Origin of the sequence: Tamlana sp. 2_MG-2023, assembly GCF_030548465.1 — a bacterium.
Lineage (GTDB): Bacteria > Bacteroidota > Bacteroidia > Flavobacteriales > Flavobacteriaceae > Pseudotamlana.
The window spans coordinates 554,949-578,118 of the sequence record NZ_JAUOSF010000001.1 but is presented as its reverse complement, the minus strand read 5'-3'; the positions used below and the strand labels follow the sequence as shown (position 1 = coordinate 578,118).

Below are 23,170 nucleotides of genomic sequence, written 5' to 3'. Positions count from 1 at the left end.
GTGTACGCCTTACTTAGATGAAAAGACACCTACTTTTATTAATTTTCTTAATTTCTATCAATGTTTTTGCCCAAAACCAGGCTGCAAATTGGTATTTTGGAAATAAAAGTGGGGTTCGTTTTGACTCAAACACAAATACTGTTTCAGCAGTACAAGATGGTAAACTGAGTACGATTGAAGGCTGTACATCAATTTCTGATGATTCTGGAAACTTATTATTTTACACCGATGGGATTACGATTTGGAACAAAAACCACGAAATCATGTCTAACGGTTATGGATTATACGGTGATCCATCCAGTACCCAATCGGCTATTATAGTGCCTAAGCCAAAAAATGACAAAATCTATTATGTTTTTACGGTTGATGATTATGGCATTGATTATGGCGTTCGTTACGGTTGTAACTATTCTATAGTTGATTTATCTTTAAATAGTGGTCTTGGAGAAGTAACCACTAAGAATGTCAACTTACTTCGAGATTCTGCCGAAAAAATAACTGCGGTATTAAAAGACTGTGTAAGCAAATCGTTTTGGGTACTTACCTATGCTTCACAAGATGGTAATCTAGAAGTTTTCGATACATTTCATGCTTTTGAAGTTACTAATCTCGGTGTGAATTCAAAATCCATTAAATCAACTTTCTCAAAGAAAACACTAGATCGAAGAGGCTATTTAAAATTATCACCAGATGGATTAAAAGTGGCATGTGCAAATTCATATGATGGGCTCGATATCTATGATTTTGATGTAGCAACGGGAAAAGTATCAAATCAAAACACTCTTATAAGTGCTGGGAGTAGTTCGCCGTATGGCGTTGAGTTTTCACCAGATAGCAAACTCCTTTATACCCAAACATCTAATATTCTTTTAAATGATGCAAATATTAACGATCCAAGTATTCATTACTCAAAATTAATTCAATACAACCTTTATGCAACTCAAATTCAAGCTTCAGCTATTATCCTTGATGACCGACAAATGTATAGAGGCGCCTTACAACTTGGCCCCAACGGAAAAATTTATCGTGCTTTAAGTACTGCCTATTATCAAGGCATCCCTTATTTAGGTGCTATAAATGAACCTAATAAAATAGGTTTAAACTGTGACTATGAACATCATGCTATTAGTCTTTCTCCATCATCCTCTACCCAAGGGTTACCTCCTTTTATTGCTTCTTTTTTTAACAAACAGATTGATATTATCAAAAACGGAGAACAGAGTACAACTTTAAATCTTTGTGAAAGCGACCAGTATACGTTAGTTGCAGACCTCCTACCAGGAGCTACATACTCTTGGTCAAAAAACAGTGTACTTCTAACAGAAAGTAGTAATCAACTTTTAGTTCATGAACCTGGACACTATGAAGTGATTATAGACCCTAATAACGGAGATTGCCTTAATGAAGGTGAAGCTTATGTTAGCTATAACCAAAACCCAACGGCTCTTAATCATACTATATTTCAATGTGAAGAAGATGTCGTTTTAGATGGAAAAACAATTTTTAACCTCAACCAAGCTTTTTTGAATTTAACTGGGAATGAAACCGATAGAACCGTTGAATTTTACAGCGACCCTAGTAGAACCAAAAAAATAAATGGTGACGCTTTTGCTAATACCGTTAACCCACAAACCATTTACACAAAAATCATTGATAATAAAACATCTTGCTTTTCTGTTTCAGAACTAAATCTTGAAGTCAGCACTACAGACATCAATGATATCACTCTGAAAACCTGTGATGATGACGGTTTAGAAGATGGCTTCTATAATTTTAACTTAACGGAAGCCAACCAAGATATACTCAATGGAATTTCTGTAAACCTAGATATTAATTATTATGAAACCTATGAGGATGCCCTTGTAGAACAAAATCCTCTAGCGGATTTTTACACGAATACTTCGGCATTTTCTCAAGCTATTTTCGCTCGTGCTGAAAGTGGGAATAACTGCTATGGCATTAGCAATGTGCAACTTTTGGTTAGAAAAGCAATTGAAGTGACTCTTGATAATGAAACATATTATTGTCTAAACAACTACCCTGCATCTGTAAGCATTCATGCAGGTGTGATAAATGACTCAGCTAACAACTACACATATAACTGGAATACGGGAGCAACTACAGAAAGTATTCAAGTCAATACCATAGGAGATTATACCGTGACCATAACCGATACTTACGGCTGTTTTAAAATTAAAACTATAACTCTAGTTCCTTCAAACATAGCAACCATTACTTCTATTGACGTCAAAGATGCTTCAGAAAACAATAGCATCACGGTTTCGGTTTCGGGTGAAGGCAACTATCAATATCAATTAATTGATTCTAATAACCAAATTGTGTTTGATTTCCAAGAAAGTTCTACTTTTGAAGATGTTTCTCCTGGACACTATAGCGTTTCAGTAAAAGATGTTAAAAATAATTGTGGGATCACAAGCGAAAACGTTTCGGTGATAGGTTTTCCTAAATTCTTCACACCTAACCATGATGGTATTAATGATACTTGGCAAGTTTACGGACTGTACGGAGCTCATAAAAGCGATACTAAAATTCTAATTTTTGATCGTTATGGAAAGCTTCTTAAAGAACTTCATCCAGAAGAAGAAGGTTGGGATGGCACTTTTAGAGGCGAAAAATTATCTAGCGGTGATTACTGGTTCTCTATTAAATTAGCTGATGGACGAATCTATAAAAACCACTTCACTTTAAAGAATTAGAGCGTCAAAACCAAATTAAATTGTATTTCAACTAATGTTTTTTAATTAACATTAAATAAAATTTACTTTCCCTGCAAAATCAAACCTAACAGGTTTTGATAAAGCCAACAAAATCAACTGAAATACTTGCCATAATGAGATTTTATTACCTCATCATATTTACTTTTTTATGCTGTAACACTATGTTTTCACAGCGTATTACTGTAGATGACACTGTAGACTTAACTACACTAATTGAAGATAACTTTGTAGACGGTTGTGTAAACATTAGCAATATTAACTCACCGGTAAATGGTAATGGCAGTGGCTTCCCAAGTTATGCATATTTTGCAAGAGGCAGTTCTAATTTTCCTTTTTCTCATGGTATTATGCTTTCTACGGGACGTGCAAAATCTGGAGGTAATTCAACCATTACACCCGAACTTAGTGAAGGCTCTACAGTCTGGGGCACAGATCCCGATTTAGAAGCTGCGCTAGGAACCAACAACGCTCATTTAAATGCTACAGCCATTGAGTTTGACTTTGTTTCCATTTCAAACCAATTTAAATTTAATTACCTTTTAGCTTCAGAAGAATATTTCGACACCTTCCCATGTTTCTATTCCGATGGCTTTGTTTTCCTTATCAAAGAGGCAGATACTAACACGCCTTATGAAAATATCGCATTATTACCAGGAAGCACCACCGCTGTAAATACCCAAACCATTCGTCCGAAAATCACAGAAAATTGTCTGGCACAAAACGAACAATATTTTAAAGGCTATAATGTTGGTGACACCAATTACAATGGAAGAACCACTGTATTAACAGCCTCTGGAACCATTAAACCAAATGTAAAATATCGTATCAAATTAATTATCGCCGACCAGTCTAATGGTGGGTTCGATTCAGCAGTTTTTATCGAAGGGGATAGTTTTAGAGTATTAGATTTGGGTCCAGATATTTCTACTTGTGAAACCTCTGCGACCTTGAATGCTAATATTCAAAACCCAGCTGCTAAATATGAATGGTACTTAAATAATAACCGTATTCCAGGAGCCTCCAGCGCCACTTACAATGCCACTCAAAATGGCACATATCGGGTGTATGTATCGGTACCTGTAAATGGCTCTATTTGTACAGAACAAGATGAAATAGATATTATTCTGAATTCAGAAGAACCCATGAACTCGCTTTCAGATTACATGTTGTGTGAAGTTCCTGGAGGCAATGGCAAGAGAGAATTTGACCTTAGCACAAAAGATTCTCAAGTAGCTTCACAAAGTCCTTTTACCAATTATGATTTTAGTTACCATTTATCAGATACTGATGCTAGAAATAACAGAAACCCCATTACCAGCCCAATCACAAATTCAAGCCCATCACAACCTATTTATGTAAGAGTTTTTGATTTAGATGGCAACTGTTATGCCTATTCAAGTTTTAATATTGTTGTAAATCCCATTCCTAATATAAATCCACCAACTACTTTAGAAGTTTGTGATCGTGATGATAGCCCTGACGGCTATTCTGTAATTAATTTAGAATTAAAAAACCATGAAATCACAGGGCAGAACCCTAATTTATTTGTTTCCTACCACTATAATTACGCTCAAGCCGAGGCGGGAAATACCAGCATACCTATCCCTTATATAAATTCCAGCACTCCAAATGAAACTGTGTATGTTCGAGTTCGAGATATTAACACAAATTGTGTCGCTATAACAACTTTAGACATACATGTTGAAATTAGTCCAATTGTAAACTTAGATCCTCAATATATTGATGCTTGCGATACAGATTTAGATGGTCATGCTTCTTTTAATTTAACCGAAGTACTGCCAAATATTCTAAATGGATTGTCTGGAGTGACTACCTCATTCCATTCTAACTATGCAGATGCCGATAGCGGCACTAACCCAGTTTTGGACGAAACAAATTATGAATTTACCAACGGTTTAGATGAACCTGGTTTTACAACCATGTATTTAAGGGTTGAGGATAATACTACAGGCTGCGCTTCTATAGTACCTTTTGAAATTCATACTAATTTGTTATTAACAGCAACAGACACGGGTGATTTTGCTATCTGCGATCAAAATGACGACAATACAGATACCGCTGAATTTAACCTCCTTTCTGTAGAAAACTTTATTGCTAACGATTTACCCTACCCCATCACAGTAGAATTTTTCGAAACCGAAGAAGACAGAACCAACGGAAATAATATAGACAAAAACAATTTTTTCGAAGCTACTAGTCCGCATACACTATATATAAGCATTTCAGACGGCGCCTGTACTCAAGACACTGAGATTAACCTTAGAGTAAATCCTATTTTACTATTTACTAGTCCACCAATAGCCTATTGCGACGACGACGACGATGGGATTGCTACTATAAACTTACAATCTTTAGATGAAACCATTACGGGTGGTAATCCAGACTTTACGGTAAGCTACTTTAGAGATGAAGTAGATGCCGAAAACAACGACTCATTTAAACGATTACCACAATATATTGCTAACACAACACCTATTACCACATTATATGCACGTATTGCCAGTCAAGGCGCTAGTGGCTGTTCCACTGTAAATGAAATAGAAATTGAAGTCGTAACCGCTCCTTCAACCACCCAACCTACAGATATAGTTATTTGTGATAACGATCAAGACGGTTATACTGTCATTAATTTAAATAGTAAAATTTCTCAAATTATTTCGAGCACCTCTGGTGTTGATATTGATTTCTTTACCTCTTTAAATGATGCCAACAATAAAACCAATGAAATCCCCGAAATAGAGCGTAATGCTTATAATACCAATACGCAAACCATTTATGTACGAGTGGAAGATATTCTAAGTTCAACAGGCTGTTTTGCTATTGAATCTTTTGAAGCTATAGTGAATACTCTACCTATATTTCCTGCAATTAGTAATTATCAAATTTGCGAGTCTTCTGGCTCGAAGGTAACCGACTTTTACCTTCATGAAAAAGATTCTGAAATATTAAACGGACAATCAGGTAAAGATGTTATATATTTTAAGGATAGTGCAATGAGTCAGCGTATTGATAAACATACAGCCTTCCAAAACACTTCTAGTCCACAGACCATTTATGTACGAGTTGAAAATATTTCCGATCCTAGTTGTTACGGGACTTCTTCCTTTGATTTACTCGTTTCTCCAAACCCTATTTACGATCCTATTGTAAATTATTTAGTTTGTGCCGATGCTGCCGAAGACGGACATCATGAAATTAATTTAGACGAAAAAGCTCAGGAAATAAAACAAGGGTCCAATGAACCTTTAAATATATCCTTTCATAAAACGGTAGCAGATGCAGATAACAATATAAATCCACTCCCGGCCTTATATACAAACACCTCTCCTTTTAATGAAACCATTTTTGTTCGTATTGAAAGTGAAGATTCCCTTTGTCACCTAGTAGAACCTTTACATATAACTATTTTTGCAAGACCTGATCTTTCCGAAGCTTTACCTTTAGAAACTTGTGATGAGGATTATGACGGTATTAGCAACTTCGATTTAACTACAGCAGATTTCGAAATTTTTACACGTATTCCAAGTCACCTTATTTCCATCAACTATTTCAGCAATTTCGATGACATAAATCCTAATGATGGTTACGATAACTCAAATGAAATATCAAACCCGACTAACTATGCTTCAAACACTAACACTGTATACATCAAAGTTACCAATACATTTATAGGTTGCTTCTCTGTTATTCCCTTAGAGTTGGTTGTACACCTTCCTCCGGTAATAAACCGAATTGGAAACTATCCTATTTGCGATAACGACACAGATACTTTTGAATTATCAAGTATAAATCACTTATTAGTAAAGGTTCCTTCCGAAGTAAACATTTCTTTCCATAGTTCGCAAAGTGATGCCGATAATAATAGTTCTCCAATTAATAATAGTTTCAACTATTCGGCAAATACGCATACAATCTATGTTCGTGCAGCCTACAAAGTTACAGGATGTCAGGTAACTTCTAGCTTTAATTTAATAATCAACCCTAACCCTATAGCAAATACACCTCCAAATCTAATGAGCTGTGACGATGATTTTGATGGGCATTTAATCTTTGATCTTTCGGCAAATACGCTTCCTGTTATAGGGGCACAAGATCCTACTCAAGTTACGGTAAGTTATTATACAACTCTAACAGATGCTGAAACTAAAACAAATTCACTAACTACCAATCATTTAGCTTATGATGGTCAATCCATTTTTGCTAGAATAGAAAACAATACCACGGGCTGTTATAGTACTACCCAATTTACTACAATTATCTACCCTTTACCAGTAATTCCTATAGATGATATAGTAACCCTTTGTCGCGAATCCTATCCGCTCTATATTGATGCCTTTACAGGAGACCCTGCAGACACTTATATATGGTCTACATCGGTTAATGCTTCTGCAAATAACGCAACACTTTCAGAAATTGCTGTAACACCAAGTCAATTAGGTGTTTATTCGGTAACTGTTACCACACCAAATAACTGTAGTTTTACCAAGACATTCACCGTTATAGAATCTGAGCAAGCCGAAATTACCTTTACATCTTCTATAGATTTTTCTGACCCTAATAGTATTTCTGTGGATATTAACCTTAATCGTATTGGGGATTATGTATACATTCTAGATGGAGGATCACCACAAAAATCAAGTACCTTCGAAAATGTTAGTTTTGGAAATCATACGGTGACTGTCCGTGATTTAAATGGTTGTATGGATGAAACTCAAGACGTTTTTGTATTTGATATTCCTAAATTTTTCACACCTAACAATGATAGTTATTATGACACTTGGCACATCATTGGTGCCGACCAATTACCAGGTAGTTTAGTTCATATCTATAACCGACAAGGTAAACTATTAAAAGCACTACACCATACATCTCCTGGTTGGGACGGTATGTTTAATGGTGAAAAAATGCCAACAGATGACTATTGGTTTGTGGCAAACATAATACAGAACGGAAACGACATGGTAATAAAAGGACATTTCACTTTAAAACGATAGCACGCAAATTTTGTTTAATTTTGCAAAATGCAGTTTAAAGTTGAATCAGAATTTAGTCCTACAGGAGATCAGCCACAAGCCATAAAACAGCTTGTTAATGGTATCAATACGAATGAACAATTTCAAACCTTACTAGGGGTAACTGGTTCAGGAAAAACCTTTACCGTTGCTAATGTTATTGAAGAAGTACAGCGACCTACGCTGGTTTTAGCCCATAACAAAACACTAGCAGCACAACTCTATTCTGAGTTTAAACAGTTTTTTCCAAATAACGCCGTTGAATATTTCGTTTCTTATTACGATTACTACCAACCTGAGGCTTACATTCCTGTTTCTGGGGTTTACATTGAAAAAGATTTATCTATAAACGAGGAAATAGAGAAAATGCGATTAAGTACGACCTCCTCTCTCCTATCCGGGAGACGTGACGTGCTTGTAGTGGCCTCAGTGTCTTGCTTGTACGGTATTGGAAATCCTGTGGAGTTTCAGAAAAACGTGATTTCGTTAGAACGCGATCAAGTCATTTCAAGAACGCAACTATTGCATCAACTCGTTCAAAGTTTATATTCCAGAACCGAAGCCGATTTTAAACATGGTAATTTTAGAATTAAAGGCGATACGGTAGATATTTTCCCCAGTTATGCTGATGATGCTTTTAGAATTCACTTTTTTGGTGATGAAATTGAAGACATCGAATCCTTCGATATTCAAACGAATAAAGTGGTTGAAAAATACGACCGACTTACCATATATCCTGCAAACATGTTCGTAACCTCGCAAGATGTTTTGCAAGGCGCTATAAAAAGCATTCAAGATGATTTGGTTGAGCAGCATGATTATTTTAAAGAAATTGGCAAACATTTAGAAGCAAAACGCCTTAAAGAACGTACCGAATTTGATCTCGAAATGATTCGTGAATTGGGCTATTGTTCTGGTATTGAAAACTATTCGCGTTATCTAGATGGCAGACAACCAGGCACACGTCCCTTCTGTTTACTTGATTATTTTCCAGATGATTTTTTAATGGTAATTGATGAAAGTCACGTAACGGTTTCCCAAGTGCATGCCATGTATGGCGGTGATAAAAGTAGAAAAGAAAATTTAGTAGAATATGGTTTCAGATTACCTGCTGCCATGGATAATCGTCCGTTAAAGTTTGAAGAATTTGAAGCTTTACAAAATCAGGTGATTTATGTAAGTGCTACCCCAGCAGATTATGAATTAGAAAAATCGGATGGTGTATATGTTGAACAAGTTATTCGACCTACAGGTTTATTGGATCCTATTATTGAAGTAAGACCAAGTTTAAATCAGATTGATGATTTAATTGAAGAAATTCAGCAACGTGTTGAAAAAGACGAACGCACTTTAGTGACGACACTAACAAAACGTATGGCTGAAGAATTGACTAAATACCTTGATCGTATTCAAATTCGTTGCCGTTACATCCATAGTGATGTAGACACTTTAGAACGTGTAGAAATCATGCAAGACCTGCGTAAAGGACTTTTTGATGTACTTGTTGGTGTAAACTTATTACGTGAAGGTTTGGATCTCCCAGAAGTTTCTTTGGTGGCCATTATCGATGCCGATAAAGAAGGTTTTTTACGTTCTGCAAGGTCTTTAACCCAAACAGTAGGTCGTGCTGCGAGAAACTTAAATGGAAAAGCCATTATGTATGCTGATAAAGTAACGAAAAGCATGCAAAAAACCATTGATGAGACCAATTACCGACGTCAGAAACAAATAGCCTATAACACAAAACACAATTTAAAGCCACGTGCTTTAAATAAAAGCTTAGATAATGTCCTTTCTAAAAATTCGGTAAGTACCTATAGTTATGAGTTGGAAGCTGCACGAGCTGCCGAACCAGAAAGCGAATACCTAAGTAAACCAGAACTAGAAAAGAAAATCCGTGAAAAAAGAAAACTCATGGAAGCTGCAGCAAAAGCTTTAGATTTTTTAGTTGCCGCAAAATTACGTGATGAAATTAAAAGCTATCAAGATAAATTAGAAAAGCTAAAAGTTTAAACTTTTAGCTTTTGTTCGGTCTAAACTTTAGACCAATTTATATAGAAAGGAGAGAGAGCGCTAATTATAATGTGTTTTAAAAATATCAATTAATACATCTGGCGGAACAATTTTATTCGGGAAGCTTTCCATGAGGTATAGTACTTTGGTAATCGACTCATGACTTAATCCCATCCTTAATCCGAAATTATATAACTTGATGGCACCTTTCGAGTTATTGGTATCACCAAATTTCTGTTCAATATTCAATAATAAAACTAATCTATGAAACTGAACAATACGTTCACTATGAGATTTTAAATGCGTATAATCTATTGGATTATCGAGCAAATAATCAAAATCATGGCGAGATACTTCTAATTGTTTGGCGACACCTAACAGGAAATTATATTCAATTCTTTTTATGTCTTTATCATACTTTGCAAAAGCAATCATTTCAGACAAAAGGCTTAACTTTTCGAGCTTATTAATCATATTTAGAGGGAGTTAAAGCGTTACTTCATAAATTTAAGCAGAAATATTCAGTATTAATCGTAGATTTAGTGCCACTCGTCGAAAAACTATAAGTATTTAATCGTTAAAATTATTTAGTTTATCAATGCATGCCTTTAGTACATCCCATATAATTGCATTTAATCTTCTGAAAACATCATTAGAACAGGCGTTAACAACTATATAAAACACTAACAAACAGCAATATAAACGCTAAAAAAATTACTATTCATAAAAATCAATAATTAAAGTATCTTTACACAGTGGCTAAAATGCTAAAATTTCATTTTTCACACCTAAATCGATGAAATACATCGAAAAACAGCAAAAATTTCACAAAACATGACAAATAACGATGTTCTTAAAAAATTACGTGTCGCTCTAAAACTTAGAGATGATGAAATTGTAAAAATTTTAGAGTTAGTAGATTTTAGAATTTCTAAAAGTGAACTGGGCGCATTTTTCAGAAAGGAAGACCACCCTAAATATATGGAGTGTGGTGACCAAATTCTGCGTAATTTTTTAAATGGTCTGGTCATTCACATGCGAGGTCCTATGCCTAAAAAGGGAGAAAAACCGAAATCCAAAAAACCAGGCATTTCAAAATAAAAACAAGGCAACTAAATATAAGTTGCTTTTTTTTTGCGTTAATTTTTAAAGAATAATATTAATTTAACACACCAATTCCACATAACAAAATCAATATTAAACACTTAGTTATTTAACCCAATTTATAGTATTCTATTTAGTTAATACTGCAATAACCTAAGCGTAACTCAGAATTTTAACAATTCCTTTTTTCAAACGATAAATTTGTACTTCATTTTTTTACAACTTAAAACTTGTAAAATTAATGGCACCCCAAACAAATATATCATGAAAAAAAACTACCTACTATTTTGCTTATGTATTTTATACATAGGCTTAACACCTGTCTACGGACAAATAGATGCTTCTAAATGGATGCATGGCTGGACCAATTTTCAGCCAAACTTAGAACGCTATATGGAAGCCGATACTAAGATCCCATCCCTAATTTCAGAAGATTTAGTGCTTTCAAACAATAAAATTTATCTTTTATCTGGAAATGTATATGTTGTAGCAAATGCAAAATTAACTATAGAACCAGGAACCATAATTCGCTGTGACCATACAAACCCTGCTAGTTTAATTGTTTCAAGAGGCGCTAAATTAATTGCAGAAGGTACCAATTTTCAGCCTATAGTTTTCACGTCAAATAAACCTACAAAATCACGTCAAACTGGCGATTGGGGAGGTATTGTAATCCTAGGAAATGGAAAATTAAATACGGTATCGGGAGTCGCTAACGTAGAAGGAAACTTTTCACCTCAATATTCTCTATATGGAGGAGACACTCCTGAAGAGGAAACAGCCATTTTAAAATATGTACGTATTGAATACCCGGGGCGAAAAATTAATGAATCTAAAGAATTAAATGGCTTAACACTTTGTGGTATTGGCTCTAAAACTATTTTAGAAAATATTATGGTGAGCTATTCTGCCGATGATTCTTTCGAGTGGTTTGGTGGTCAAGGCGACTTTAGTAATTTAATATCTTATAAATCGAAGGATGATGATTTTGATATCACCGATGGTTTTAAAGGAAGCTTAACACATATTCTATCGGTAAGACATCCATACATTTCAGATGTAAGTGGTTCTTACGCTATCGAAATTGATGGTTATTCATCCAGTGGTTATCAACCTATTGATACCCATTTATCATTTGTAAAGGTAAAAAACGCTACACTTATAAATTTAGCAAATCAGGAAAGCACACCGTTTATTAAAGCGGCCATTTCAGCAAAAAAGAAAGCTCAAATTTCTGTAGAATATTCATCAATTTCAGGTTTTGCACATGTAGTTAAGCTGGATAAATCTTATACCAATTCTAGTGAAATTGTAAACAGTATAAGTTTTGTCAATAACTTTTTCAATGTGAGCGATCAAGGTTTAAATAGTCGAAAAAACACCATTTATCACCCGAACGGTTTCTTTTCAAGCAACATATTCACAAAAGATTTTAAGAATCCTGAAGACTTATATATGGCGCCTTTAGACGATGTAAGTCCTTCGTTTACTTTAAAATCTTCAGAAATGAAAAACAATCTTGGCGAGAATATCTCTCTAAATCATTAAATACATCCCAATCAAAATGAATAAATTAATCCTACTTATTATTATCATTACCCTTGTTAGCAACGTGACATTTAGCCAATCAGGACAACCATTTTTCACAAAATCAGATCGCATCAATAAGTTTCACACTATAGACGATTTGGAAGATTTAGGAAAAGGCGATTTAGTAAGCTTATATGCAGACCGATTTGCTGAAATAACCAAAATAATGCCTTTCATGGCGATTACGACCAAATCTGATCAAAAATTACAAGATGTTGGTATTCGCGAAAATTCTGAAAACATAAAATTACTTAGCAAGTATAAAGAAGATGAGCGTGAGCGTATTAGAGCAAGTAATAATCTTATTGCTGACTTTGTAGCTTATGCTGATAGTGAAAACATAATATGGTCTATTCTTTATATGGAAGATATTATTAAAAAGCTTCGCCTTGGATTTAAAGGGAACTTTTAATGGCTGGTAAAAGCTCTTTCTTTTGAAATAAAACTCTTAATCTGAATCTATTTCAAAAGCTGATTATACTTAGAAATAATTACTATAAGAAGCTGCCAAGTTCAGCATAATAACTTGAATTAAGTCAGCTTCATTTTATTAAACACCTTCTAAAAACAAAAATCTCCGAAAGTATAACTTCCGGAGATTTTTTATATAATAAATTTAAAGACTATTTAAAACTGTCTTCAAATAATTTACTTTCCTAGTACCTCTTGTACTTTATCAGCAGCTTCTTGGAATTCAGTGGCACTTAATACATCTAAACCAGAATTATCAATTAACTCTTTAGCGACATCAGCATTGGTTCCTTGTAAACGTACAATAATAGGCACTTCAATGTTGCCCATGTTTTTGTAAGCATCAATAACACCTTGCGCTACACGATCACAACGTACAATTCCACCAAAAATATTAATTAATATGGCTTTTACAGCAGGATCTTTTAAGATGATTTTAAAAGCAGCTTCAACACGAGCAGCATCTGCAGTTCCACCAACATCTAAGAAGTTAGCTGGCTCACCACCTGCTTGCTTAATTAAATCCATTGTTGCCATTGCTAAACCAGCTCCGTTAACCATACAACCAACGTTTCCGTCAAGGTCAACATAGTTTAAACCAAGCTCTCCAGCTTCAACTTCAATAGCACTTTCTTCACGTACATCACGTAAATCAACATAGTTTTTATGTCTGTATAAAGCATTATCGTCAATCGTTACTTTAGCATCAACAGCCATGATTTTATCATCACTCGTTTTTAATACTGGATTGATTTCAAATAAAGAAGAGTCAGATTTTACGTAAGCCGTATATAAATTAGTAACAAATTTTGTCATTTCCTTAAATGCAAGACCAGATAAACCTAAGTTAAATGCAATACGTCTCGCTTGGAAAGGCACTAAACCAACAATAGGATCAACTTCTTCAGTAAAAATTAAATGAGGTGTTTCTTCTGCAACGGTTTCAATATCCATTCCACCTTCGGTAGAATACATAATCATATTACGACCTGTAGCTCTATTTAATAATACAGATACATAAAATTCGCTTGTTTCACTTTCACCTGGATAGTAAACATCTTCGGCAACTAAAACTTGGTGTACGCGCTTACCTTCTGCTGAAGTTTGAGGCGTTACTAAGTCCATACCAATAATTTGACCTGCAATCTCTTCAACTTCTTGAAGATTTTTTGCAAGCTTTACTCCGCCACCTTTACCACGACCACCTGCGTGAACTTGTGCCTTAATAACGTGCCAGCTCGTTCCTGTTTCACTAGTTAACTGCTTTGCAGCAGCTACTGCTTCTTGAGCATTCTGTGCAACAATACCTCTTTGGATACGAACTCCAAAACTACTCAATATCTCTTTACCTTGATATTCGTGTAAATTCATAATTTGCTAATTGTTTAAGAAAAAAGCAAATATATATTATAGGCTTTACTTACCCTAATATTTAATACCGAAAACTATAATAAGTTTTTATCTCAAAGTTAATTATTTAACACTTTGTTTATTTTGTATAATTTTTTATTTATTCCTTTTTTATATTACCTAAAGAAATATCTTTGCCAAAAATTATAAATTATGTTAGATAGTCAATTGCTTAAAATTGCACAGGATTTTGGAAGTCCTGTTTATGTATATGATGCTGAAAAAATTGAATTTCAGTACCACAGATTAACCAATGCATTTAAGAATGTTAAGAAGTTAAAACTTAACTATGCTGTTAAAGCACTATCTAACATCTCTATTTTAAAGCTTTTTAAATCTTTAGGATCAGGGATTGATACGGTTTCAATTCAGGAAGTTCAGCTTGGACTGGCTGCTGGGTTCTCACCAGATCAAATCATTTTTACACCAAACGGCGTGTCTTTATCTGAAATAGAAGAAGCCGCAAAACTTGGGGTTAAAATCAATATTGACAACCTCTCTATTTTAGAACAATTTGGAACTAAACACCCTAACGTACCGGTTTGTATTCGTATTAACCCACATGTTATGGCTGGTGGAAATGCGAATATTTCTGTAGGGCATATTGATTCTAAATTCGGAATTTCAATTCATCAAATACCACACATTTTACGTATTGTTGAAAATACTAAAATGCACATTAATGGTATTCATATGCATACAGGAAGTGATATTTTAGATATTGAAGTATTCCTATATGCAAGTGAAATTTTGTTTGAAACAGCAAAACAGTTTAAAGACTTAGATTTTATTGATTTCGGATCAGGGTTTAAAGTACCTTATAAAGCTGGTGATATTGAAACCAATATTGAGGAATTAGGGGAAAAACTATCGGCTAGATTTAACGATTTCTGTAAAGATTACGGAAAAGATTTAACCTTAGCTTTTGAACCAGGAAAATTTTTAGTGAGCGAATCGGGTAGTTTTTTAACGCACGTCAATGCTGTTAAACAAACAACTTCAACTGTTTTTGCTCAAGTTGATTCTGGATTTAACCATTTAATCAGACCGATGCTATACGGATCACATCACGATATCGTAAACATCTCTAATCCTAACGGACGTGAACGTTTCTACACAGTGGTAGGTTATATTTGTGAAACGGATACTTTTGGAAACAACCGTCGAATCAATGAGATTAACGAAGGGGATGTTTTATGTTTTAAAAATGCAGGAGCTTACTGTTTTTCAATGGCAAGTAACTACAACTCTAGATTTAAGCCAGCTGAAGTGTTATGGTATAACAATGAAGCACGTGTAATTAGAGAGCGTGAAACTTTTGAGGACATTATTAAGAATCAAGTTGAAATCGATTTTTCTCCAAAAAAGAAAGCTGCAGCAGCTAAATAATAACTGCTCCAATCATATAAAAAAAATCCTCTTCATTATTTTTTGTGAAGAGGATTTTTTTATTATAATTCTATTTGATGACAAGTTTCCCACATAATCATGGTACTTTTGAGCTAAATCAAACATTTCTTAATGAATTTCACAAACCCTTTAGTATATGGTGTTCCTTTCTTTTTAGCACTCATATTATTAGAATACTCATATAGTAAACATCATAAAGCACAGCGAAGCCAAAAACTATACAATTGGAAAGATTTAGCCGCTAGCCTTTCCATGGGAATTGGCTCTGCAGTAATTGCTGCGCTTACCAAAACCATTGCAGCTATAGTTATTTTTAATTTTGTTTATGAAATTTTCAATCCTTTAGTTGATGGTGTACGCACCAATATTATGGGATACGAATCGTTTGGATACGCTTGGTATATTTGGCTTATTTGTCAATTATTAGACGACTTTAGTTACTATTGGTTTCACCGCCAAAACCACAATGTTCGATTTTTGTGGGCTGCGCATATTGTACACCATTCTTCAGATAAATTTAATTTAGGAACAGCTGTAAGAAACGGTTGGTTTACTCTTTTATATAAATCTTTCTTTTACATGTGGATTCCAGCTATCGGATTTCCTCCTGAAATGCTAATAGTATGTTTAGGTATTGAATCGCTCTGGCAATTTCAATTACACTCTGTATATGTTCCTAAAATGGGAATTATTGAAAAAATATTTAACACACATACTATGCACCAAGTTCACCACGCTCAAAACTTTGAATATATGGATAAAAACCATGGTGGATTTTTAAATATTTTTGATAGAATATTCGGAACATTTAAAGAATTAGACGAAACTATCGACATTAAATATGGTGTCACTAGCCCTCCTAACTCATACAATCCATTTATAATTTTAACGCATGAGTATAAAGATATTTGGAATGATATGAAAAAATCTAAAAACTGGTATCATAAATTCATGTACATCTTTGCCCCTCCAGGTTGGAGTCATGATGGTAGTACGCTAACCATAAAACAACAAAGAAAACTATTAAAAGTAAATAACTACTCATTATTCAATTCCTTTTTGTATTCTTCTAAATGAACTTTAACCGCTTCATCTAATTCGGGTTCTTGAATATCATCAAACTGCTTAAGCGTATCATAAATAATTTTTGCTACCAAATAACGTGCTGAAGGTTTATCATCGGCAGGAATGGCGTACCACGGTGCGTGAGGTTTAGATGTTTTGTTTATAGCTTCCTCATAACAAACCTGATATTTATCCCAAAGTTTACGTTCTTTTAAATCACCCGGAGAGAATTTCCAGTTCTTCTCCTTCTTATTTAAACGGCGTAATAACCTATCCTTCTGTTCTTTTTTAGAAAGATTCAAGAAAAATTTGAAAATGAGTGTTCCATTTTGAGCCACATGCTTCTCAAAATTATTGATTTGTTCAAAACGTCGGTCCCAAAAAGCTGCATCAACATCGTTTACACTATGAATATTAGGAAGGTTTTCTCCCAGAACATACTCAGGATGCACACGGGTTACCAACACATTTTCATAGTGTGTTCTATTAAAAACACCAAATTTTCCACGAGCAGGAAGCGCTATATAGTGACGCCAAATAAAATCGTGTTTCAACTCTAATTCCGTCGGTACCTTAAAACTATGAACCACCACTCCTCTTGAATTAAAACCTTTAAAAACTTCACGTATTAAGCTGTCTTTTCCAGCCGTATCCATGCCTTGTAAACAGACTAAAACAGCATATTTTCCATGAGCATAAAGGGTATCTTGTAACTTACCTAACTTCTTTCTTACCTTTTTCAATTCCTTTTCGGCATCATCAATAACTACTTTAGTCTGGGAGTTTTTTAAAGTGATATTAGAAGTCACTTTATAGTGGTCTATATTCATATTTTATGCGGTTTTAATATTATATTCTTCACTAAATTAGGTTAAATATAGTAAATCTAAAATTTGAATAATAGACAATACTCCTTTAATATATTTTATATATATTAGGCGTACCTATTTATGTTAACCCAAATACTATGAAAAATTATTACCTACTATTTTTTCTAACGGCCTCTTTGGTTGTTAGTTCCCAATCAGACTGCGATAACGCCCATGCATATATGGGAAATGCTTACGCACACGTTAAAGATTCTTATGAATCAAATAACGTGAGTCACTTAAAACATTACGCAAACAGATCTGTAGAATCTTTTAAATTAGCTAAAGAATCTCTTGCTTCTTGTAACTGTGATAAAGCAGTTGAATTGGCTAATAAAAGCATTGAAGCTTTAGAGAAAGTTGAATCTGCCGAGACTTTTGAAGACGGACGCTTTTTCGTGAAACGCGGACGTGAATTCAGTAAAGAAGGCCTTGTTGAAATCGACAAGTGTGCTTACAACCAATTTCAACCAGCAGCCGTAGCAAGTGTTGCTGTTGCAGGGACTACAAGTAATTCTACACCATCTGACTTAACAGATTTACAACAAGAACAGCTTAAATTAAAGCAACAACAAGAAGCTTTAAGGTTAAAATCTCAACAAATCAAAGCCCAATTGGCACAACAAGAGGCTCAAGAATTAGCCCTTAGAAAGCAACAAATGATTCAAGCGTACAAGAATCAGATTTTAGAAAATATGAAATCTTATAATGAAACTTTAAAAGTATACGGAAGCAATTCTTATGTGAAGTTTCAAGAAACCATTATTGACATGGAAACAAAAAGTATTTCTGAAATTAAATCACACTATTTGAACGAAATTAAAATGCTTACTAAAAATTATTTAGAAGCTTTGAATCAATGTGAAGCGAGTTAATTTTACTAGCTTCTGAAGCATAAAAAAGCTGTCTCAAAAAGTGACTTTTCGTCAACCTGAACTTGATTCAGGTTCTCATAAAGATACGTTATCAGTATGATGAGATTCTGAATCAAGTTCAGAATGACGTGAGTAACACACTTGAGACAGCTTTATTTTTCTAGACCTTAATCAACTTTACTTCGAAGCAAACAATTTCACATCTTGCTCACTCACTTCTTGACCACCAAGAATGATTAAACGCTCTATAACGTTACGGAGCTCACGAATATTCCCAGTCCAATCATATTCTTGAAGTTGCTTAATAGCTTTATCTGAAAACTTCTTTTTAGTTGAACCGTTTTCTGAAGCAATCTTTTCTGAAAAATGATTCACTAATAAAGGAATATCTTCTCTCCTTTCGTTTAAGGACGGCACCTCAATTAAAATAACAGCTAATCGGTGATACAAATCCTCACGAAAACGACCTGCTTCAATCTCCTTTTTTAAATTTTTATTAGTTGCTGCAATCACACGTACATCCACTTTAATATCACGATCACTACCCACACGCTGAATGCGACTTTCCTGCAAGGCACGAAGCACTTTGGCTTGGGCTGACAAGCTCATATCTCCAATTTCATCTAGAAAAATTGAACCGCCATTCGCAGCTTCAAATTTTCCAGCACGGTCTTTATTGGCACTTGTAAAAGCACCTTTAACATGACCGAATAACTCACTTTCGATTAATTCCGATGGAATCGCTGCACAATTCACTTCTATTAAAGCACCTTTAGAACGGGTACTTTTTTCATGTAACCAATGCGCAACTAGCTCTTTTCCTGTTCCGTTAGATCCTGTAATTAACACGCGAGCTTCGGTTGGAGCGACTTTATCTATTATGTCTTTAATATTAGAAATGGCCTGACTTTCACCAATCATATCATACTTTTTACTCACCTTCTTTTTAAGGATTTTGTTAGCCACAACCAACTCCTTTTTTTCTAAAGCATTTCTAACCGTATTCAATAAACGGTTTAAATCGGGTGGCTTCGATATATAGTCAAAAGCCCCCATGCGCATCGTATTCACGGCAGTATCTAAATCGCCATGACCCGAAATCATAACCATAGGAATTTCTGGTTTTATCTTTTTTGTAGCTTCTAATACTTCAACACCATCCATTTTAGGCATCTTAATATCACAAAGCACTAAGTCGTAATCATCATTTTTAATTTTCTCAATGCCTTCTAAACCATCAACTGCTTCTTCAACTTGGTAGCTGTCATTTTCTTCGGAAAGAATTTTAACCAACACCCGTCTAATCGCTGCTTCATCTTCAATAACTAATATTTTCGACATACTTTAATTTTTAAATCTGTAATTACATTTTCGTAATTACTGAGGTTTCTGAATAATATGAATATCCCTTTGCGGAAAAGGTATACTCACTTTATGCTCTCTAAATAATCTGTCAATTTCAAAACGAATTTCACTTTTCGGAAGCTGCCCTTTAAAACTATCATTAATCGTAAACACCAATTTAAAATCTAAGGAACTCGCTCCAAAATCCATAAATAGCACGATCGGTTCGGGTTCGCTAAGCACAGATTCGTTTGTACTAGCGGCCTGAATTAACAAGCGTTTCACCAATTGCACATCACTTCCATAGGCTACTCCAATAGACACAGACTCCCGAGTGACTGTACCATTTTGGGTCCAATTAAAAAGCATATTTTCTAGATACAAATGGTTAGGGATCACTAAGACCTTATTATCAATGGTCACGGCACGCGTAGTTCGTAATTTAATTTCTTCTATGCGACCTATTTTACCTTCTATTTCAATAATATCACCAACATGAACGGTTTGGTCAACAAGAATAAAAATTCCGGAAATGATATCTTGAAATAAGGTTTGTAAAGCTAAACCAATACCAATTAATAAGGCAGCTGAAGCCGCAAAAATACCTGTAACATTAATTCCGATGGAATCGAAAACCACCAATATAACAATCAGATAAATAAGCCATCGTGCAAATGAAAACACGGTTGTAAATTTCCGCTTATCATCTAGTGGCATTTTTTTAGTGACCATGTTTTTAATGGTCTGCAAAACAAATGTTGTGGCAATTAAAACAATGGCTACTAATAATACATACTTTACTTTTAAAACGATTTCATGAGTATCACCTTCAGTAACATATGAGAAATCAATAATTTTAAATTCTAAAAACTGGATGATTTTTTCCCAAACACCACTTTCTGTAATGGTGTCGCTAACGGCATCTACACTTTTTTCTATTTTATCTGCTGTATCTTGCATACTCTTAGTACTTAATCCATTTCATTAACTCTCTATAGGTTGGTTTTTTACCATACATTAAAATACCCACGCGGTAAATTTTTGAAGCAAACCAAACGGTAGCTATAAACGTAGCAATTAAAATCGCTAAAGACAAAATTTGCTGCCAAATAGGGACACCAAACGGAATACGCATAAGCATCACTACCGGAGAAGTTAATGGAATAAAAGAAAATACTGTTGAAACCGTGCCATGGGGGTCTTCAATAACGGTAAAAAACCCAATATAAACCGCTAAAATTAAAGGCATGATAATAGGCATCATAAATTGTTGCGTATCGGTTTCATTATCTACGGCAGCACCAATAGCAGCATACAGTGAACTGTAAAATAAATAACCGCCTATAAAGAACAAAATAAAAGCAATAATTAAATTAGTTAATGGCAAGTGGAAAAAAGCATTGGCAATATTTTGAACCTGCGCACTTACTTCTGGATTCTCCATAGCTTGTTCCATAACCTGCTGTTGTGGTGTTTGCATTTCTGCCATGTCAATTCCTAAAACTATTGAAGTTACCGTCATTAATATTCCTCCAAAAATTAACCAAATAATTACTTGGGTTATACCAGCAAGAGAAGTTCCTATAATTTTACCTAGCATGAGCTGCATAGGTTTTACAGATGAAATAATAACTTCTATAATTCTGCTCGTTTTCTCTTCGATAACACTACGCATAATCATATTACCATAGATAATGATGAACATGAAAAGTAAATAGCCTGCAGCTCCACCAAAAATTAATTTGATGACACTATCTACTTTTGAAGTTTTTTCACCTTCAAAACTTTCCTGTGCAATCGTAATCTTTACTTTAGAATTATTAATCATTTCAACATCAACACCATTTTCCTGAAGTTTTATATTTGTGAGACGCTGTTCAACTTGATTTTCTATATCCGAAATTAAACTCAAGGATGGTGCTTCCTCGGAATAAAAAGTAATATGCTGCGCATCAATAGCTTCATTCTCTAATTTATGAATGTGCAACAATCCGGTGCCTTCAGTTTCTACAACAAGGGCTTGGGCCTCCTCTAGCGATAATCCGTGTAGAATATTATAAGTTGTGTGTTCTGTTTTTTTAAACACATTTTTGACTAATCCTGATTCGTCTAAAATGGAAATAACACGAACTTTATCATTGTTAAGTTGTGTGAGATAAGCCACGAACGCGATAAGCACCATAAATATTATGGGACTCAAAAAAGTCATGATAATAAAGGATTTATTTCGAACTTTCGTTAAGTATTCGCGTTTTATAATAAGCGGTAAGTGGTTCATTAGAATTAGTTATTCTTTACGGTTTGAATGAATATATCATTTACACTAGGAATGAGTTCTACAAAATGAGACACCTCACCTTTTGAAGTTAAATAGTTAAGTAAGTCGTTTGGTTTAACCGCCTCATCTAATTTAATATTCACTTTTAATTCGTCATCAAGGGTTTTAAAATTGGCTTCAGACACATTAAACTTGTCATTTAATTCTAGTCTTAAACTGGCATTGTTTGAAGTTCTAATACCAACTTCAAAGGTGTTTATTTTATATTGCCTTTTAATATCAACTAATTTTCCGTCTAAAATTTTATTAGATTTATTGATTAAGGCGATATCATCACAAAGTTCTTCTACAGACTCCATACGATGTGTTGAGAAAATCACAGTTGCGCCTTCATTTCGCAATCGTAAAATTTCATCTTTAATTAAATTAGCATTAATAGGATCAAATCCTGAAAATGGTTCATCGAAAATCAACAGCTTAGGTTCATGTAAAACGGTAACCACAAACTGAATTTTTTGCGCCATTCCTTTAGAGAGTTCCTGTATTTTTTTGTTCCACCAGTCACCAATCTCTAAACGATCGAACCAATATTTTAAACGTTTTTTGGCTTCAGATTTACTTAAACCTTTTAGCTGCGCGAGGTACAAAGCCTGCTCACCCACTTTCATCGATTTGTACAAACCGCGCTCTTCGGGTAAATAGCCAATATCGCTAATATGTTTTTGGTTGAGTAACTCACCTCCTAAATGCACCGTACCAGAGTCGGGCATGGTAATTTGATTTACAATACGAATTAAGGTTGTTTTTCCTGCGCCGTTTGGCCCTAAAAGTCCAAAAATACTACCTTCGGGAACTGAAACAGAAACATCATTTAAGGCTTTAAAGTCACCGAATTTCTTGGAAACCTTATTAACCTCTAATAAATTACTCATAGATATTCTTTTAACGGTAAATATATTAAATGTATGAA

16 protein-coding genes are annotated in these 23,170 nt (G+C 34.4%); 9 read left to right on the top strand and 7 right to left on the bottom strand.

Translation table 11 applies throughout. The features are described 5' to 3' along the window. Window positions 1-17: 17 nt before the first annotated feature. The 3 genes from Q4566_RS02505 to uvrB all read left to right on the top strand — a co-directional run bounded on the left by Q4566_RS02505 (window position 18) and on the right by uvrB (window position 9,784). Window positions 18-2,717: a T9SS type B sorting domain-containing protein gene (locus Q4566_RS02505; protein WP_303417911.1), complete on the top strand. Its 2,700-nt coding sequence runs from the start codon at window positions 18-20 to the stop codon at window positions 2,715-2,717. Between the two features lie 134 nt (window positions 2,718-2,851). Further along, complete coding sequence (locus Q4566_RS02500; RefSeq protein WP_303417909.1) at window positions 2,852-7,753, top strand: T9SS type B sorting domain-containing protein; 4,902 nt, start codon at window positions 2,852-2,854, stop codon at window positions 7,751-7,753. Window positions 7,754-7,780: 27 nt separating this feature from the next. Beyond that, window positions 7,781-9,784 (top strand): excinuclease ABC subunit UvrB, encoded by a 2,004-nt coding sequence (uvrB, locus tag Q4566_RS02495; protein ID WP_303417907.1) that lies wholly within the window; start codon window positions 7,781-7,783, stop codon window positions 9,782-9,784. 60 nt (window positions 9,785-9,844) lie between these two features. Here the strand turns inward: uvrB and Q4566_RS02490 are convergent, their stop codons facing one another. Then, window positions 9,845-10,258 carry a TerB family tellurite resistance protein gene (locus Q4566_RS02490; RefSeq protein WP_303417906.1) on the bottom strand — a complete coding sequence of 138 codons (414 nt, stop codon included), beginning with the start codon at window positions 10,256-10,258 and terminating at the stop codon, window positions 9,845-9,847. Window positions 10,259-10,618: 360 nt separating this feature from the next. On the opposite strand from Q4566_RS02490, the gene Q4566_RS02485 reads away from it, so the two are divergent. From Q4566_RS02485 to Q4566_RS02475, 3 genes are all read left to right on the top strand, one after another. Beyond that, entirely contained in the window at window positions 10,619-10,885 is a 267-nt protein-coding gene (locus Q4566_RS02485; protein ID WP_303417904.1) for a DUF1456 family protein, read from the top strand. A 267-nt stretch (window positions 10,886-11,152) separates the two neighbouring features. Beyond that, entirely contained in the window at window positions 11,153-12,436 is a 1,284-nt protein-coding gene (locus tag Q4566_RS02480) for a hypothetical protein (protein ID WP_303417902.1), read from the top strand. A gap of 16 nt (window positions 12,437-12,452) precedes the next feature. Then, window positions 12,453-12,890, top strand: coding sequence for a hypothetical protein (locus Q4566_RS02475; RefSeq protein ID WP_303417900.1), 438 nt, complete (start codon window positions 12,453-12,455; stop codon window positions 12,888-12,890). Between the two features lie 236 nt (window positions 12,891-13,126). On the opposite strand, the gene sucC is transcribed toward Q4566_RS02475, so the two are convergent. Beyond that, entirely contained in the window at window positions 13,127-14,320 is a 1,194-nt protein-coding gene (gene sucC / locus Q4566_RS02470; protein ID WP_303417898.1) for an ADP-forming succinate--CoA ligase subunit beta, read from the bottom strand. 192 nt (window positions 14,321-14,512) lie between these two features. Between sucC and lysA the strand changes: the two genes are divergently transcribed. Together lysA and Q4566_RS02460 are read left to right on the top strand one after the other, a co-directional pair. Continuing rightward, window positions 14,513-15,748 (top strand): diaminopimelate decarboxylase, encoded by a 1,236-nt coding sequence (gene lysA, locus Q4566_RS02465; RefSeq protein ID WP_303417896.1) that lies wholly within the window; start codon window positions 14,513-14,515, stop codon window positions 15,746-15,748. 132 nt (window positions 15,749-15,880) lie between these two features. Then, the gene (locus Q4566_RS02460) at window positions 15,881-16,846 is read left to right on the top strand and encodes a sterol desaturase family protein (protein ID WP_303417894.1); all 966 of its coding nucleotides are present in this window, start codon (window positions 15,881-15,883) and stop codon (window positions 16,844-16,846) included. On the opposite strand, the gene Q4566_RS02455 is transcribed toward Q4566_RS02460, so the two are convergent. Beyond that, on the bottom strand, window positions 16,807-17,664 hold the full coding sequence (locus Q4566_RS02455) for a PPK2 family polyphosphate kinase (protein WP_303417892.1): 858 nt from the start codon (window positions 17,662-17,664) through the stop codon (window positions 16,807-16,809). The genes Q4566_RS02460 and Q4566_RS02455 overlap by 40 nt on opposite strands. Window positions 17,665-17,801: 137 nt before the next feature. Here Q4566_RS02455 and Q4566_RS02450 point away from each other — a divergent pair, with 137 nt between their 5' ends. Beyond that, window positions 17,802-18,578, top strand: a complete 777-nt coding sequence (locus tag Q4566_RS02450) for a hypothetical protein (RefSeq protein WP_303417890.1) — start codon at window positions 17,802-17,804, stop codon at window positions 18,576-18,578. Window positions 18,579-18,755: 177 nt separating this feature from the next. Here Q4566_RS02450 and Q4566_RS02445 read toward each other — a convergent pair whose 3' ends face one another. The 4 genes from Q4566_RS02445 to Q4566_RS02430 are packed head-to-tail and all read right to left on the bottom strand — an operon-like array spanning window position 18,756 to window position 23,132. Beyond that, window positions 18,756-19,919 carry a sigma-54 dependent transcriptional regulator gene (locus Q4566_RS02445; protein ID WP_303417888.1) on the bottom strand — a complete coding sequence of 388 codons (1,164 nt, stop codon included), beginning with the start codon at window positions 19,917-19,919 and terminating at the stop codon, window positions 18,756-18,758. 36 nt (window positions 19,920-19,955) lie between these two features. Next, a complete protein-coding gene (locus Q4566_RS02440; RefSeq protein WP_303417886.1) occupies window positions 19,956-20,882 on the bottom strand; it encodes a mechanosensitive ion channel family protein in 927 nt (308 codons plus the stop codon). 4 nt (window positions 20,883-20,886) lie between these two features. Then, window positions 20,887-22,200 (bottom strand): ABC transporter permease, encoded by a 1,314-nt coding sequence (locus tag Q4566_RS02435; RefSeq protein WP_303417884.1) that lies wholly within the window; start codon window positions 22,198-22,200, stop codon window positions 20,887-20,889. Between the two features lie 5 nt (window positions 22,201-22,205). Then, window positions 22,206-23,132, bottom strand: coding sequence for an ABC transporter ATP-binding protein (locus Q4566_RS02430; protein ID WP_303417882.1), 927 nt, complete (start codon window positions 23,130-23,132; stop codon window positions 22,206-22,208). Between the last annotated feature and the right edge of the window lie 38 nt (window positions 23,133-23,170).